The 14745-nt window shown below is 36.8% G+C and carries 17 protein-coding genes; all 17 read left to right on the top strand.

Going from position 1 to position 14745, the window contains the following annotated elements:
• Positions 1–61 precede the first annotated feature (61 nt).
• On the top strand, positions 62–874 hold the full coding sequence (locus P9X27_01330; protein ID MDP8253027.1) for an AsmA family protein: 813 nt from the start codon (positions 62–64) through the stop codon (positions 872–874).
• A gap of 253 nt (positions 875–1127) precedes the next feature.
• Positions 1128–1565, top strand: a complete 438-nt coding sequence (locus tag P9X27_01325) for a hypothetical protein (GenBank protein MDP8253026.1) — start codon at positions 1128–1130, stop codon at positions 1563–1565.
• Positions 1534–3564 (top strand): hypothetical protein, encoded by a 2031-nt coding sequence (locus tag P9X27_01320; protein MDP8253025.1) that lies wholly within the window; start codon positions 1534–1536, stop codon positions 3562–3564. The genes P9X27_01325 and P9X27_01320 overlap by 32 nt, the downstream gene beginning before the upstream one ends.
• Positions 3565–3695: 131 nt before the next feature.
• The gene (locus P9X27_01315) at positions 3696–4691 is read left to right on the top strand and encodes an aldo/keto reductase (GenBank protein ID MDP8253024.1); all 996 of its coding nucleotides are present in this window, start codon (positions 3696–3698) and stop codon (positions 4689–4691) included.
• A 66-nt stretch (positions 4692–4757) separates the two neighbouring features.
• On the top strand, positions 4758–4997 hold the full coding sequence (locus P9X27_01310) for a hypothetical protein (protein MDP8253023.1): 240 nt from the start codon (positions 4758–4760) through the stop codon (positions 4995–4997).
• A 53-nt stretch (positions 4998–5050) separates the two neighbouring features.
• Positions 5051–6520, top strand: a complete 1470-nt coding sequence (locus tag P9X27_01305; GenBank protein ID MDP8253022.1) for a DUF2779 domain-containing protein — start codon at positions 5051–5053, stop codon at positions 6518–6520.
• Entirely contained in the window at positions 6521–6841 is a 321-nt protein-coding gene (gene cutA / locus P9X27_01300) for a divalent-cation tolerance protein CutA (protein MDP8253021.1), read from the top strand.
• Between the two features lie 64 nt (positions 6842–6905).
• Entirely contained in the window at positions 6906–7934 is a 1029-nt protein-coding gene (trpD, locus tag P9X27_01295; protein MDP8253020.1) for an anthranilate phosphoribosyltransferase, read from the top strand.
• Positions 7918–8715, top strand: coding sequence for an indole-3-glycerol phosphate synthase TrpC (gene trpC, locus P9X27_01290; protein MDP8253019.1), 798 nt, complete (start codon positions 7918–7920; stop codon positions 8713–8715). The genes trpD and trpC overlap by 17 nt, the downstream gene beginning before the upstream one ends.
• Positions 8702–9340, top strand: a complete 639-nt coding sequence (locus P9X27_01285; protein ID MDP8253018.1) for a phosphoribosylanthranilate isomerase — start codon at positions 8702–8704, stop codon at positions 9338–9340. Before trpC ends, P9X27_01285 begins: the two co-directional genes overlap by 14 nt.
• Complete coding sequence (locus P9X27_01280; GenBank protein ID MDP8253017.1) at positions 9316–9852, top strand: DUF4416 family protein; 537 nt, start codon at positions 9316–9318, stop codon at positions 9850–9852. The genes P9X27_01285 and P9X27_01280 overlap by 25 nt, the downstream gene beginning before the upstream one ends.
• A 3-nt stretch (positions 9853–9855) precedes the next feature.
• Positions 9856–11031, top strand: coding sequence for a tryptophan synthase subunit beta (gene trpB / locus P9X27_01275; protein MDP8253016.1), 1176 nt, complete (start codon positions 9856–9858; stop codon positions 11029–11031).
• Positions 11028–11828: a tryptophan synthase subunit alpha gene (gene trpA / locus P9X27_01270; GenBank protein MDP8253015.1), complete on the top strand. Its 801-nt coding sequence runs from the start codon at positions 11028–11030 to the stop codon at positions 11826–11828. The genes trpB and trpA overlap by 4 nt, the downstream gene beginning before the upstream one ends.
• Positions 11821–12252, top strand: coding sequence for a Holliday junction resolvase RuvX (gene ruvX, locus P9X27_01265; GenBank protein ID MDP8253014.1), 432 nt, complete (start codon positions 11821–11823; stop codon positions 12250–12252). Before trpA ends, ruvX begins: the two co-directional genes overlap by 8 nt.
• A 68-nt stretch (positions 12253–12320) precedes the next feature.
• The gene (gene rpe / locus P9X27_01260; GenBank protein MDP8253013.1) at positions 12321–13025 is read left to right on the top strand and encodes a ribulose-phosphate 3-epimerase; all 705 of its coding nucleotides are present in this window, start codon (positions 12321–12323) and stop codon (positions 13023–13025) included.
• Positions 13022–14431, top strand: coding sequence for a phosphoglucomutase/phosphomannomutase family protein (locus P9X27_01255; protein ID MDP8253012.1), 1410 nt, complete (start codon positions 13022–13024; stop codon positions 14429–14431). The genes rpe and P9X27_01255 overlap by 4 nt, the downstream gene beginning before the upstream one ends.
• A 9-nt stretch (positions 14432–14440) precedes the next feature.
• A partial coding sequence (locus P9X27_01250) for a GTP-binding protein (protein ID MDP8253011.1) occupies positions 14441–14745 on the top strand: 305 nt, incomplete at its 3' end.

Here is a 14745-nt window from a genome sequence, read left to right as displayed (position 1 = left end):
TTGCTTGATAAACTATCTTTAGATACAATATAATCTACAAATTGATAAAAGGAGGTTGGATATGGCAAAGTTATTTAAAGCACTAGTTGTTATCTGTATTTTAGTTGTGGTCTTAATTGGAGCTGTGTTTATATTTAGAAATCGGATAGTAAAACTTGCTGTTTCAACTGGAGTAAAGAAGATAACTGGCTTAAAGTTAGATATTGCAAATTTAAACGTAGGTATTCCAGAGACCATTATAAGCATAGAGGGTATGCAGCTTTATAATCCTCCAGGATATGTAGATAAGATTATGGTTGATATGCCTGAGATTTATGTTGATTATAATCTGGCTGCGATATTGAAAAACGATATCCATCTTAAAGAGGTGAGAATAAATTTACGTGAAATGATTATTGTCAAAACAAAAGATGGCGGGTTAAATTTTGATTCTCTTAAAGTTGTTAAATCGGCAGAAGAAGAACAGGTTGTAGTAAAAGAAGATGGGCCTGGAGAAAAGAAGAAGACAAGGTTTAGAATTGATCACCTTAAGCTAAAGATTGGACGAGTGGTATATAAGGATTATTTCTCTGGATCGAAGCCATCCATTAAAGAGTATAATCTTAATATTGATGAAAGTTACGATAATATAACAGATCCGCAGGCATTAGCCAGATTAATTCTAGTAAGAGCTCTTATCAATACAAATATCGCCAGTTTTAAAATCAAGAACCTCCAAGGTTTAACTGCTAATACGCTCAATATGACAATAGGAGAGCTTGAGGGCGGTGTAAAGCAGGGGGTTGGAATTGGTGAGACACTGGGTGGTAGCGCAAAAGATATAACAGAGAAAGCAGGTCAAGCAATAAAGAGTATCTTCAATCTTGGAGAGTAGCATGAGGCTTTATCTGATTAGATATGGTGAGGCAATTTCCGATGATATCTCTAGGTTTCTTAATCCTGACTTAATAGTCGATTAAATTTTAAGCCTTGCTCTTTTGAGGCTGTTGCAATTTCAGTTGTTATTTTGATAGTATATTTAAATGAGCAATCTCTTAAAAAAAAGAAACACTTTCTTATATTTATTGACTTTATTTTTCCTCCTGTTTTTAGGACAGGTTTTTGCAGATAATGCAGACGATGTGTTTATGCGCGCAAAGCAGTCCATAAAAAAAGGGTGGTTAGACTTTGCTTTTTCAGACTTACACTTTTTGGTTGCCTTGTATCCGGAATCTAAACATTATGAGTCTTCGCTTTTTGCTCTTGGAGAATATTATTACAATATTGAAGCTTATCATGATGCTTTAAAAAACTTTAACGAAATTTTGAAGATAAATTCGGAATCAAAAGCAAAAATATTCATAAAAGCATATCTTGTGGAGATAACCAAGAAGAGGGGTGATTCAGATGAAGTAAATAAACTCAAGAAAGAGATAGTTACTTCTAAGCAGCTAAGCCTCTTATTTAGAGATTTCAAAGAGTATAGCTATGTCTCTGTTTTAGAGAAAGAGTATAAAGCAGTCTACTACATAGATAAAATTGAATTTTTTATAGATGAAAAATTATTTTCAGAAATATATTATTAGGCCTTCCTTCCTTCTAATCGGCGTGCTAATTTTTTTAACAGCCATTGCGGTAGTTTCTCTGAATATATACTTTCAGTCTTCGTTGGGTAATATTACTTTAAGGCTAGCCAATTATATTGGCGAGGACTTAAAATTGGGTTCAATATATTATTTGCCTCCTGCAAGCTTGGTTTTAAATAGAGTTGAGTTTCTAGGTCTCTCTAAATCTCTACATCTAGAGTATATAGACCAGCTAAAAATCTCTTTCTCTATTAAGAAGGCTTTGTTTAAAAATAAAATCATTCCTCAAAATATTAAAATAAAAGAGTCTAAAGTGTACTATTATGGAGGAGGCAAGATAAGAGAAGACCAGATTCATGACATCGCAAAATTACTAAGATTATTTTTTAGTCAGAGCCCTGCACTATGCAGTATAGAGAATGCTGCAATTATTATGCCTGGTAAAGATGGAATCCAAAGACGTATAATCCTGGACAGCTCTTTAAAGTTTAATGGAATGTCTTTTTCTAATAATGGTTCTGTTGGTTTTTTAAAGGTTTATTCTCATGAAGGAGGTAAGCTGATATCTCATCCTGAAGTATTGAGCTATGGTTTAAAAGGTTCTTTAACTCAGAATGGTTTTTTGGTGGAGAATTTAAATCTTAAAAAAGACAACCTTTACTTAAAACTGCAGGGAGAGTTTTTAGATAATAGTCTCCATCTTAATGGTTATATGACTGCCGGAGATTTTCTTGAAACCCATCCTGATTATACAGATTTGTTTATAAAGCTAAAGACTCTTATTTTTAGAAGCAAACCCTATATGCGTATAGTAGGTTCTTCTAAGTCTAGCCTTAATATTCAGAATATAGATCTCTTGATGGATATATCCTATCCTTTAATCCAGGTTAAGAAAGCAACTTTTAACTTAAACGATGTTCCTTCAGTTGTTTATGGTAATATAATGTTGATAGAACCACCTTCTTTTGATTTTAATTTCCGTAGTTATCCTGACCAGATGCCTGCTGGTAGAGTGAACAATTCTAAGGCTTTAGACTTGAAGTTAACTGCGTCTTTAGCTGTGAATGGTATTAATGGAGATTGTAGTATTGATTTTATAAGAGAAGACCCTAAAGACGATAAAAGAGAGAGTGTTGTGGTGGAGTTTAAGGGGTTAAACCGTTGTTCGGATCAAAACGGAAATCCTCAAATTAAAAGCGATTATTTAGATATATCTTATAAGACGGATCAGGATTACAATCTCCGTTTGGATGATATGATTATTGCTATAGATAATGCAAAAGAGGCGAAGCATTTCAATTTTTCATCCAATCTTTTTGGAGGTACTATTAACGGAGAGGGATTTATGGCTATTGAAGAGTTGCCCTTAAGATTCAATATCAATTTTAATCCTACTGATATAGATTCAAATAGGTTTGATTTCCTGTTTTTTCCGAATATCTTTGGAAAACTAAGCGGAAATTTCAATTATAGTAATTATCCAGAATCACAATTAGAAGGTAATATGGTAATAAAAGATGGTAGAACGGAGGATTTAGATTTCCTCATCTGGTTGTCAGATTTCTTTGTAATCTCTTCAATAAGAGATATAGAGTTTAACAGCATTAATTCATCTATGAGTATAACTAAAAATTCAATTGATTTTAAAGAGATGAATCTTGATTCAGAAGACGTGAGAATAAAGGGTTATTTTAAGATCAATTCTGATGATCTTTTATCTAGTAAAGTTAGGCTCTCGCTCTCTAAATCTGTCATTGCAGAGTCAGCTAAATTTAGACCGCTTCTTAAGATCTTGGGAGATGAACTTGATTATCTAGAGTTTGACTTTCAACTCTCTGGACTTAAAGATGCAGTCAATTTTAAATGGCTTGAGTCTGAGTTCAAGGCTAGACTTCGCGAATCCATCCCTGGTTTTATCGAGAGAGGATTAGAGCGAAAGGTAGAAGATGTTATAAGGTCATTTTCTTTACAGTCTCAAGAAGAAAGCTCTTTAGAATAAAGCTTGCAGCTGTTAAAAACTTGCCTTCCAGGCACAGTGAGAATAGCCTAGAGCACTTGACTGTGGCTCAAGTGACCAATGCTCCTTAAGTCTTTTACTTGTTTTAATTTCTTTGTATAATATTGCTTAACATGGATTATATTCAAATCAAAGATACAGATATTAAACCTGTCTCTAGAATAGGTTTGGGGAGTTGGGCAATAGGCGGTTGGCTTTGGGGCGGCACAGAAGAACATGATGCAATAAATACAATCTTAGCAGCACTGGAGCGCGGTATAAACCTCATCGATACCGCCCCCATCTATGGACATGGAAAATCTGAAGAGTTAATAGGGAAAGCTATTTCAATATATGGCAGGCGTGAAGATGTGGTGATTGCGACTAAGGCTGGGCTTGATTGGGATGAGAATAATGTTAAGAGAGACTCATCTAAGAGAAGAATATTAAAAGAATTAGACGATTCACTAAAGAGGCTTAATACAGATTATATAGATATATATCAAATACATTGGCCGGATAAAGATACTCCTATAGGAGAGAGTGCAGAAGCAATGCTTGAGCTTTATAACAGCAAGAAGATAAGAGCTATAGGCGTGAGTAACTATAGTCCTCTTCAAATGGATAAGTTTAGAGAGTATGCTCCTTTGCATACTTCTCAGCCGCCTTTTAATTTGTTTGAGCAATCTGCCGCATTGGATGTCTTACCTTATTGCCATACTCATGGTGTTACAACTCTTACCTATGGTACCATTTGCAGGGGGTTATTGAGCGGCAAGATTAAGATAGATACGGAGTTTCAAGGAGATGATATAAGAAAGATTGACCCTAAGTTTCTGAAGCCTCACTATGAGAATTATCTTGAGGCGGTTAATGAGCTTGATGATCTAACTCAGGAAAGATATGACAAAGGTGTGTTGTCCATTGCTGTTAAGTGGGTACTTGATCATAAGGGTGTTGACATAGCTCTTTGGGGTGCAAGAAAGCCAGAACAGCTTGAGATAGTGAATGAAGTGATGGGTTGGAAATTAGATCAAGAGGTAAGATTAGCCATTGAAAGAATAGTTAAGGAGTGTATCCCTAATCCTATAGGAGCTGAGTTTATGGCTCCTCCTAATAATAAAACTTGAACTCTTAAGCCGAATATATTAATATTAATATTAATATCAGTATTATAAACATAAAGGAGGTATGAAATGCCAGGATATGACCCGAATTTAGATGAGCGTCTTTTTTCAAAAACTTGGGAATCTGAGTTAGAGCGTTTGACAGTAAGCGTCTATTCTTACAACAAAGGTGTAAAGAAGCTTCAGATTGCTCGTGAAAACATGTCCAGTCAAGGCGAATTTAGATATGCCAAGATGGGCCGTTTAACCAAAGAGGAACTGGAGAACATACTGCCCTTAATGCAGGAAGCGCTCCAGTCTATGGATTAATTGGGTTAAGAGATACTCAAATCTAAAACATTTTTTAGTTTTTCACATCTAAGATGTTGATTACCAAATCAAAATATATCTCAGGTTTACAATGCCCTAAATACCTTTGGGTCAAAGAGCATATGCCTAAAGAGATACCTGCTGTTGAACTTGAGCTTCAATTCAGATTTGACCAAGGTAAAGAGGTGGGCGATGTAGCAAAGAGAATATATCCCGAAGGCGTAGACTTGAGTGACTCTAATTTCAGTTTAAATATCAACCGCACTCAACAGTCAATAAAGAAGCGTCAAACTATATTTGAAGCCGGGATAATGGTTGATAATATCTATTCTAGAATAGATATTCTTAATCCAGTCGAAGATGATAGTTGGGATATCATAGAGGTTAAGAGCTCCATGAAGGTCAAAGATGAACATTATGAAGACGTTGCTTTTCAGAGATATTGCCTTATTAAGAAGGGTCTTAAGATCAGAAAGGCATATATAATGCATATCAATCCTGATTTTATAAAACAGGGAGAGATAGACCCTTACAAGTTCATGCTCTCTGAGGATGTAACGGAAGAGATAGACAAGATATCTCTATCTGATATTAAGAGCAGGGTAGAGGATATGATTGCATTGGCATCAAAGAGCAGCATGCCTGATATCAAGATAGGTCCGCAGTGCTTTGCGCCATATGAATGCAGCCTTAAAGGTTTTTGCTGGAAGTTTATCCCATCTAAAAACAATGTGTTTATCTTTAACAGAGGTAGAACTCTTGGGTTTGAACTTCTTGAAAGAGGAATTTTGGAGCTTAAAGATATAGATGATGAAGAGATATTAAACGATAAGCAAAAAATCCAACTTAAAAGTCATATAGATAACAGTGTCCACGTAGATAAGAACGCTCTATCTGATTTTTTAGGCAGCTTGAAATACCCTGCGTACTTTCTTGATTTTGAAACAATAAAATCTGCGGTTCCTATCTATGATAACTCTAGGTCTTATGAAGATATACCATTTCAGTATGTACTCTATCTTTTAAAAGATGAGAATAGCAAGCCTGAGCTCTTTGATTATCTCTCTAAGTCTAAGAAAGACCCCCGTAAAGAGATACTTCAAAACTTGAGTAAGATTATTACAGCAGAAGGGTCAATAGTAGCTTATTTTGCAATCTTTGAGAAAAGGGTGCTCAATAAAGCTACTGAGGCTTATCCGGAATATAGAAGCTGGTTTAATTGTATTGAAGAGAACTTCTTGGATCTCTATGAACCGTTTAAGAATTATCACTACTACAACCCAGCACAGCAGGGAAGCAACTCGCTTAAGAGCGTTCTTCCTGCGATTACCGGTAAAGGTTATCAGGATCTAGATATCTCCAATGGTGCAGTTGCAAGCATTAAGTACTTTAATGCTACGCTAAAAGATAGCCTAGATACTAGAGAACGAGACAAGCTTTATGCAGCATTAGAAGAATACTGTGGCTTAGATACCAAAGGTATGATAGATATAGTTGATAAATTAAAAATGATGGCAGCATAAATGGAAGACTATATTCAGGTTTACACTACAACTGTTAAGGGTAACGCGGAGAAGATAGCCAAGATGTTGCTTAGCAAAAGACTGGCTGGATGTATTCAAATAGTTGGGCCTATCAAAAGCAGTTATCGTTTTAAGGGCAAGATAGAACAGTCTAAAGAGTATCTTTGCATCATTAAGACAAAGAGCTCTCTCTTTAAGAAGTTAGAAAAAGCTATTAAAGAGGTTCATTCTTATGAACTGCCTGAAATAATAGCTACCGCCATTGTTTCCTCAAGTCAGGATTATCTTGACTGGTTAGATAGGTCCTTGGTTGATAAGTAACCTAACCATAGGATTTTAGCATTCATCTTGTATTGAAATAATATATATAATATAATTAGAAGCTATGATAAAAGAAGCTATAAAATTGCTATCAGAGAGAGAGAATCTGGACGATAAGCAGACAGAAGCTGTGCTGCGTGAGATTATGGAGGGAGAGGCATCTGCTGTGCAGATTGCTGCGTTTTTAACAACCTTAAAAATGAAGGGTGAAACTGACCTAGAGATATCCTCTGCTGCTTCTGTTATGAGAGAGAAGGCAGTCCAGCTTAACCCTAAGGTAGAGAAGCTTATTGATACTTGCGGTACAGGAGGGGACAATTTACAGACTTTTAATATTTCAACCCTGGTTTCACTTACGATCTCAGCTTATGGCGTAGCAGTTGCAAAGCATGGCAACCGTTCTGTCTCCAGCTCTTGCGGTAGCGCTGATTTAATAGAGGCTCTAGGTATCCCGCTCCTTAAAGATAAGAATATTATAGAGCGAGGCATAGAAGAGGTAGGATTCGGCTATATTTTTGCGCCTTACTTTCATCCTGCCATGAAATTTGCTATGCCAGTTAGAAAAGAGCTTGGCATTCGTACGATATTTAATATCCTGGGCCCGCTGGCAAACCCTGCAAAGCCAAAATATCAAATATTGGGAGTATACAGTAAGGATCTGATCTCAATTGTAATTAAAGCACTTAAGACCTTAGGCTTAAGGGGAGCGCTTGTTTTTCATGCTCAAGATGGAATGGATGAGATATCAATTTCAGCAAATAGTGATTATTCTCAATTAAAAAAGGGGGATATTTCAGAGGGGGTATCATCTATTGAGCCATCAAGGTACGGGATTAAAAAGGCAGATTTAGAAGTTCTTAAGGTCAGTAGTTTAGAGGAATCCTTGAGCAAGGCAAGGAAGGTTATAAGTGGAGAGGATTCTCCAGAGTTAGATATAGTAGCATTAAATACCGGATGGGCCCTCTATGTGCTGGAAGAGGCTGCTGATAGTATTGAAGGATTTAAAAAAGCAAAAGATCTGCTTCTGGGCAAGAAAGTTTTAGAAAAATTAAACCAATTAAAGGATTATTACAGAAATGTCTCTACTGAATGAAATATTATTAGCTAAAAAAGAGCAGATAAGAGAATCTAAAAAAAGACTGCCGTTGGCTGAACTGAGAGAAGAGGTGGAGAATAAAGCTACCTCTAGCAGTCGTTTTCTCAAAGCTCTTAAAAATGATGACCCAGGGATTAAAATTATCGCTGAGATTAAAAGATCTTCTCCTTCAGCGGGTGATATTTTAAGCTCTGATGCCGATATACTTGAACTGGCTAAACTCTACCGCATGAACGGGGTAAGCTGTATTTCGGTACTGAGTGAAGAGAAGTTTTTTAAGGGTTCTCTCTGGGATTTAAAGCTGATTAAAGAGAGTATAAACCTTCCTGTTCTGAGAAAAGATTTTATAATAGACGAGTATCAAGTCTATGAGAGTAAATATTTTATGGCAGATGCAATATTATTGATTGCTAGGATTTTAGAACCTGGGGAGTTAAGCAGGTTCTCGGACATAGCTAAGAGTTTGGGGTTAGACGTGCTTTTTGAGGTTCATGATGTTTCAGATTTAGATAAAGTTATGGGTTTAAATCCGGATATTATTGGCGTCAATAACAGAGACTTAGAGAGTCTAGCAGTTAGTTTTGCCAGCTCAGAGGAGCTTATTGGGTGGATACCGAAAGAGGTATTTAAAATCTCTGCGAGCGGTATCAAGAGCCATAGCGATATTCTTTATCTTAAGAGTCTTGGGGTAGACGGTTTTTTAATTGGAGAATCAATTTTAAAGGTCGATGACAGAGCAAAGTATATTAGGGAGTTGCTGGGTTATGGTAAGGGTTAAGTTTTGCGGAATAAGAAGAGGCTCTGATGCATTGGCCGCCTCTAGGCTTGGAATACATGCTTTAGGTTTTATTTTTGTAAAAGATACCCCTCGCTATATTAGCCCTGATAAGGCGGCTGAGATTACAAATATTCTTTCTCCTTTTATTATGAAAGTAGGCGTGTTTATGAATCCGGAAATATCTGAGTTAGAGAGTACAGCTGCTAAATGCAAGCTGGACATCATTCAGCTGCACGGTGAAGAAGATAGCCTCTTCTGTTCTCAAGTTAAAGATAAATACAGGGTGATAAAGACATTAAAAGTAAAAAACAGAGCTGTTTTAAAAGAGATCCCGAAATATAAAAATGCTGTAGATGCAATACTGCTTGACACTTTTAGTGAGAAAGCTGCTGGAGGAACAGGCGAAAGTTTTAATTGGGAGATAGCCAAAGATGCAAGAAGCTTTGGAGTACCTATTGTCTTATCAGGCGGGCTTAATCCCGATAATATAAAAGATGCCCTAAGAGGAGTGAATCCTTACGCAGTAGATGTCTCCTCTGGTATTGAGCAGTCGCCCGGAGTTAAAGACCAAGAGTTGATGGGAAGATTTATAGCTTCAATATGGGAAGAAGAATGGGGCTTGTAAGGAAGGTCCAACCTGTAAAATTAATAGTAGCCATGCTTGCAAATAAGATAGCTTTGCTTGAAACAGCAGAAGAACTTTTAGCTAAAAAGTTTGGTGCAATAGATTATAACAGCAGAGTGCTGGAATTTAATGTTACTGACTATTACAGAGATGAGATGGGAGATAATTTGCTGCGAAAGTTTATAAGTTTTAAGCAGTTGGTTCCACCATCTAGACTAAGAGAGATTAAACTCTACACAAACAGGCTAGAAAAAAGATTTATAAATAATAACAGTAGGGATATCAATCTGGATCCCGGTTATATTAACGAAGGGAAAGTGGTTCTAGTCTCTACTAAAGATAGCCTTCAGAGACTTTATTTGGGTAGAGGTATATATGGAGAGGTTACTCTATATCTTAAGGGCGGAGAGTATCAGGATCTTGTTTGGACATATCCTGACTATAAGAGCCTTGAATATAAGAGTGTTTTTGGTGAGATACGAGCTTTATTTCGCAAACAGATAGGAAGGTGAGAGATGCTACCAGATAAAAGAGGATACTTTTTGGATTTTGGAGGAAAATTTGTCCCTGAGACTTTAATAGCAGCTTTAGATGAGCTGGAGAAAAGTTACAGGAGAATTAAAAAGACTAAGAAGTTTAAGAGTGTGCTCGATCTCCATCTTAAAGATTATGCCGGAAGACCGACGCCTTTATATTTTGCCCAAAACCTTTCTAAAAAATTAGGCTTTAAGATCTACCTTAAGAGAGAAGACCTTGCGCATACAGGTGCTCATAAGATAAACAATACGATTGCTCAGGTACTTTTGGCAAAGATGATGGGCAAAAAACGTATAATAGCAGAGACAGGAGCAGGTCAGCATGGTGTAGCTACAGCAACAACAGCAGCATTGTTCCGTTTACCCTGTGTTGTCTATATGGGGAAGGAAGACATAGAGAGGCAGAGTTTAAATGTCTTTAAGATGAAGCTTTTGGGGGCTAGAGTCACAGAGGTAGTCTCTGGTAGCCGTACTTTAAAAGATGCAATAAACGAAGCTATGAGAGATTGGGTTACCAATATAGAGAATACCCACTATGTTATAGGTTCAGTTATGGGCCCCCACCCTTATCCGATGATTGTAAGGGATTTTCAGACAGTAATAGGAGAAGAGACTAGAGTGCAGATAGAGAGAGCCCAGAAGAGATTGCCTGACTACCTTATAGCTTGTGTAGGAGGGGGGAGTAATGCCATCGGATTGTTCCATCCTTTTTTTAAAAATAAGAAGGTGAAGTTTATTGGTGTTGAAGCAGCCGGAGACGGATTGAATACGCATAGACATGGAGCTACTCTCTGTAAAGGGAAGATAGGGGTCTTTCAAGGCTCTAAGAGCTATCTTCTCCAAGATAAAAATGGACAGATAGAGAGTGCCCATTCAATATCAGCCGGACTTGACTATCCAGGTGTTGGTCCAGAGCATTCTTACTATAAAGAGATAAAGCGTGCAGAATACCATGCGGTAACCGACAAAGCAGCGCTCTTAGGATTTAAATCTCTCTCTGAACTAGAGGGGATTATCCCTGCCTTGGAATCTGCTCATGCAATAGGCTATATTATTCAGAACAAAGCTCGTTTTAGATCTAGAGATATTGTAATTATATCTCTCTCAGGAAGAGGAGATAAGGATATAGATATCGTAAAGGAGTATATAACATGACGGATCTTCAAAAGCAATTAAAAGGAAAAGTTTCTCGAGGCGAGAAGCTGTTTATACCCTATATAACATTTGCCTATCCGAACCTAACGCTGTTTAATGATCTTTTAAAGATATTGCAAGAGAACGGTGCCGATGCAATTGAGATAGGAATACCATTCTCTGATCCTGTTGCAGATGGACCTACTATCCAGAATGCTTCTGCTAAATCTCTTAAAAAAGGGGCTTCACTTCAGAAGGCATTTTTTGAGTTAGGCAAGATAAAAAGCAGTATAGATATTCCGGTTCTCTTTATGAGTTACTATAATCCTATTTTGGCATTGGGTAAAGATAGATTCTTTAAGCTTTCTTGGGATTGCGGGTTAAGCGGAGTTGTGATACCAGATCTTCCGCTAGAGGAAGCAGGTCAGTTTACTCAGGAAGCAAAGAGCTCTAATCTTGCTCTAGCATCTTTTATATCACCTACTACGTCAATAGATAGAATCAAAAAGATAGACAGAGAGTGCAGCGGTTTTATTTACTACATATCTTCAGTTGGGGTTACCGGTACCAGGGATATATTCTCAAGTAATACCATTAGCAGGATAAGAAAGGTAAAGAGAATGGTCTCTAATCCGCTCTGCGTTGGTTTCGGCATCTCAAAAGAGAGTCAGGTGTTAAAGATTAAAAAGATAGCCGACGGAGTTATTATAGGTAGTGCAATTATTAAAATAATTGATAAAAATACAGGAGAGAGGAGTAGGACAATAAAAGAGATAGCATTGTTTTCCAAAAAAATAAGGAAGGCTCTTGATGAGTAGAATATTAGCGCTTGATTTTGGAGCTAAGAGAGTCGGAGTAGCTATATCTGACCCTTTGGGAATATTTGCTCAGGGATTAGATACTCTCTACATTAGAGGTAAGACAGACCTTTTAAGCAAGCTCTCCAGATATTTTAACAGCTATGAGATAGATGAGGTTATAATAGGTAATCCTCTGAATAGTCAAGGCGAGGATTCTAAATTATCTCAGGAGATAAAAAGGTTTGCCAAAATTCTTAGTGAGAATAGAGAAGTAAAGGTGACTCTCTGGGATGAGCGCTACTCTACAAAAGAAGCTGAAAATACTCTAAAGAGTTTAAATAGCCGAAATATAAAATCTCAAATCGATAAAGTGGCTGCTCAGATAATTTTACAGTCATACTTGGAAAGGCTCAGAAGTGAAAGGGATATTGAGGATACTTAAGATTTAGAATATAAATTTAAACAAAATATAACGCTCTATTCTAAAAAGAGAACAGGAGGTAAAATATAATGTTGTACTATCCAGATATTAAGATTGCACCTTCAATATTGTCTGCAGACTATGCTAATTTAGAACTGGATTTAAAGGATTTAGAAGCTAAAGGGGCAGATTTTTTTCATATAGATATTATGGATGGTCATTTTGTCCCAAACTTAACAATAGGACCTGGAGTAGTTAAAGATATCAGAAATATTACCGATCTAGTACTGGATGTACATCTTATGATTGAAGATCCTGAGTTTTTTATTCCGAAGTTTATAGATGCCGGAGCTGATATAATAAACTTCCATGTCGAAGCATTTTTAAAAGAAAATAGACTGGATTTAAAAAAACTTGTAAAAGTATATAGTGGAATAAAAGAAGTTCGCAAGGGCTTAACAATTAACCCGCCTACAGATGTTGCTTATTTTAAAGAGATATTAGTTAATATAGACTTAGATTTTATACTTATCATGTCGGTTAATCCAGGTTTCGGTGGACAAGCTTTTATAGTCCAGGTCTTAGATAAGGTAAGAACATTAAGAGAAGAGTATGGTTTTAAAGGCGATATTCAGATAGATGGCGGCATAAATGCAGAGACTTCAGCTCTTGCGCTAGAGGCGGGGTGTAATATCTTAGTTGCGGGTAACTATATACTTAAGGCTGTTGACAGAAGAGAAGCTATAGCTAAACTTAAGGATAATATATCTAATCATAGAGGAGGAGTTAGATGATAAGGTTTGGTACCGATGGATGGCGTGCTATTATTGGAGATGAGTATACATTTCAAAATGTAAAGAGGTTGGCGCAGGCATATGCTGATAATTTGAAATCAAAAAAGAGCAGCAGTTTAAGGGTTGCGGTTGGTTTTGACACCAGGTTTCTATCTCCTGAATTTGCAAAGGCAGCTGCAGTAGTATTGGCTGGAAACGGAATAAAAGTTGATCTGTTTAAAACAGCTCTTCCTTCTCCTTCGCTTTGCTTGGCAATAATAAGCAATAAATTGTCAGGGGGACTCATGATAACCGCAAGTCATAACCCTTATAATTTCAATGGTATAAAGATAAAGACCGCAAAAGGCGCACCTGCTTCGAGGGAGGAAACAAAAAGAGTGGAAAGACTGGTCGGAGCTTCAGCTTTAAGGGAGCTTGATTTTGAAGAGGCTAAGAAAGTAAAGAAAATAAGAGAGATTGAATTTAAACAGGACTACCTAAGGCATCTTAAGTCTTATGTAGACTTTAGCTTGATAAAGAATAAGTCTTTTAAAATTATGCATGATTCTATGCATGGGGCTGGTGGAAACTTAATAGAAGAATTGTTCAAAAATACTAAGCTCTCAGTAGATACAATTAGAGGTGAGATAAACCCTTCTTTTTGCGGAATAAGCCCTGAGCCGATACCTAAGAATCTGGATTTGCCAATAAGAGAGATGAAAAAGAGAAGGCATGATCTTGCTGTTGTAACCGATGGAGATGGAGATAGGATAGGAGCAATCTTGCCAGGGGGTAAATTTTTAACGCCAGGCTGGATAATGGCGCTTCTTTTGATACATTTTGTCAAAAATAGAAAAGAGAGCGGCGCAGTAGTCAAGACCCTCTCCAATAGTTCTCTGATAAAGAATATAGCTGCTCATTACGAGCTTAAACTCTATGAGACTCCGGTAGGATTTAAGTATATTGCAGAGATAATGCAAAAGGAAGATGTTCTTATAGGGGGTGAAGAATCAGGCGGAATTGGATTTAAAAACTATATACCCGAAAGAGATGGTATTTTAAGCGGACTGCTGCTCATTGAGATGATGGCTTATGAAAATAAAAGCATTGAAGAGATTATCGTAAGCGTTGAGAAGCAATTTGGGAGATATCATTATCAGAGAATAGATATACATTATCCGGAAAATTTGAAACCAAAATTATTTCAAGAGTTCAAGCGTAAGAAGATTAAGAATATAGCGGGTTATGATGTTGTGGGTTGCGAGGATTATGACGGTGTTAAGTTTACACTTAAAGACGGCAGCTGGCTTATCTTTAGACTCTCAGGTACTGAGCCGATATTGAGAATTTATTCAGAGGCAAAATCAATTAAAAAAGTTAAGGAGTTACTTGATTTCGGCAGTAAGTTTGCACTATCGATAAAGTAATAAAACCTGATGGATAAAAGACTAATAAGAAATTTTTCTATAATAGCGCATATTGATCACGGTAAGTCTACTTTGGCTGACAGGATGCTCTTGCATACCGGAGCTATAACGGAGCGTGAATTTAAAGCTCAGATCTTAGACGATATGGAGCTAGAGAGAGAGAGGGGTATAACGATAAAAGCCTCTGCGGTAAGACTTTGGTATAAATATGGTGGCGAAAATTACCAGCTGAATCTAATAGATACTCCTGGTCATGTGGATTTTACATCTGAAGTAACTAAATCAATCTCTTGTTCTGAAGCTGCACTTTTAAT

This window comes from Candidatus Kaelpia aquatica (assembly GCA_030765335.1).
Classification (GTDB): Bacteria; Omnitrophota; Gorgyraeia; order Kaelpiales; family Kaelpiaceae; genus Kaelpia; species Kaelpia aquatica.
Note: the sequence above shows the minus strand (reverse complement) of the source record. Positions and strands in the feature narration are given on the sequence as shown.

Excerpts from the sequence above, each read along its gene's own strand:
- P9X27_01330 (MDP8253027.1), top strand. The coding sequence starts at position 62 with ATGGCAAAGTTATTTAAAGCACTAGTTGTTATCTGTATTTTAGTTGTG.
- P9X27_01325 (MDP8253026.1), top strand. The coding sequence starts at position 1,128 with ATGCGCGCAAAGCAGTCCATAAAAAAAGGGTGGTTAGACTTTGCTTTT.
- P9X27_01320 (MDP8253025.1), top strand. The coding sequence starts at position 1,534 with ATGAAAAATTATTTTCAGAAATATATTATTAGGCCTTCCTTCCTTCTA.
- P9X27_01315 (MDP8253024.1), top strand. The coding sequence starts at position 3,696 with ATGGATTATATTCAAATCAAAGATACAGATATTAAACCTGTCTCTAGA.
- P9X27_01310 (MDP8253023.1), top strand. The coding sequence starts at position 4,758 with ATGCCAGGATATGACCCGAATTTAGATGAGCGTCTTTTTTCAAAAACT.
- P9X27_01305 (MDP8253022.1), top strand. The coding sequence starts at position 5,051 with ATGTTGATTACCAAATCAAAATATATCTCAGGTTTACAATGCCCTAAA.
- cutA (MDP8253021.1), top strand. The coding sequence starts at position 6,521 with ATGGAAGACTATATTCAGGTTTACACTACAACTGTTAAGGGTAACGCG.
- trpD (MDP8253020.1), top strand. The coding sequence starts at position 6,906 with ATGATAAAAGAAGCTATAAAATTGCTATCAGAGAGAGAGAATCTGGAC.
- trpC (MDP8253019.1), top strand. The coding sequence starts at position 7,918 with ATGTCTCTACTGAATGAAATATTATTAGCTAAAAAAGAGCAGATAAGA.
- P9X27_01285 (MDP8253018.1), top strand. The coding sequence starts at position 8,702 with ATGGTAAGGGTTAAGTTTTGCGGAATAAGAAGAGGCTCTGATGCATTG.
- P9X27_01280 (MDP8253017.1), top strand. The coding sequence starts at position 9,316 with ATGGGAAGAAGAATGGGGCTTGTAAGGAAGGTCCAACCTGTAAAATTA.
- trpB (MDP8253016.1), top strand. The coding sequence starts at position 9,856 with ATGCTACCAGATAAAAGAGGATACTTTTTGGATTTTGGAGGAAAATTT.
- trpA (MDP8253015.1), top strand. The coding sequence starts at position 11,028 with ATGACGGATCTTCAAAAGCAATTAAAAGGAAAAGTTTCTCGAGGCGAG.
- ruvX (MDP8253014.1), top strand. The coding sequence starts at position 11,821 with ATGAGTAGAATATTAGCGCTTGATTTTGGAGCTAAGAGAGTCGGAGTA.
- rpe (MDP8253013.1), top strand. The coding sequence starts at position 12,321 with ATGTTGTACTATCCAGATATTAAGATTGCACCTTCAATATTGTCTGCA.
- P9X27_01255 (MDP8253012.1), top strand. The coding sequence starts at position 13,022 with ATGATAAGGTTTGGTACCGATGGATGGCGTGCTATTATTGGAGATGAG.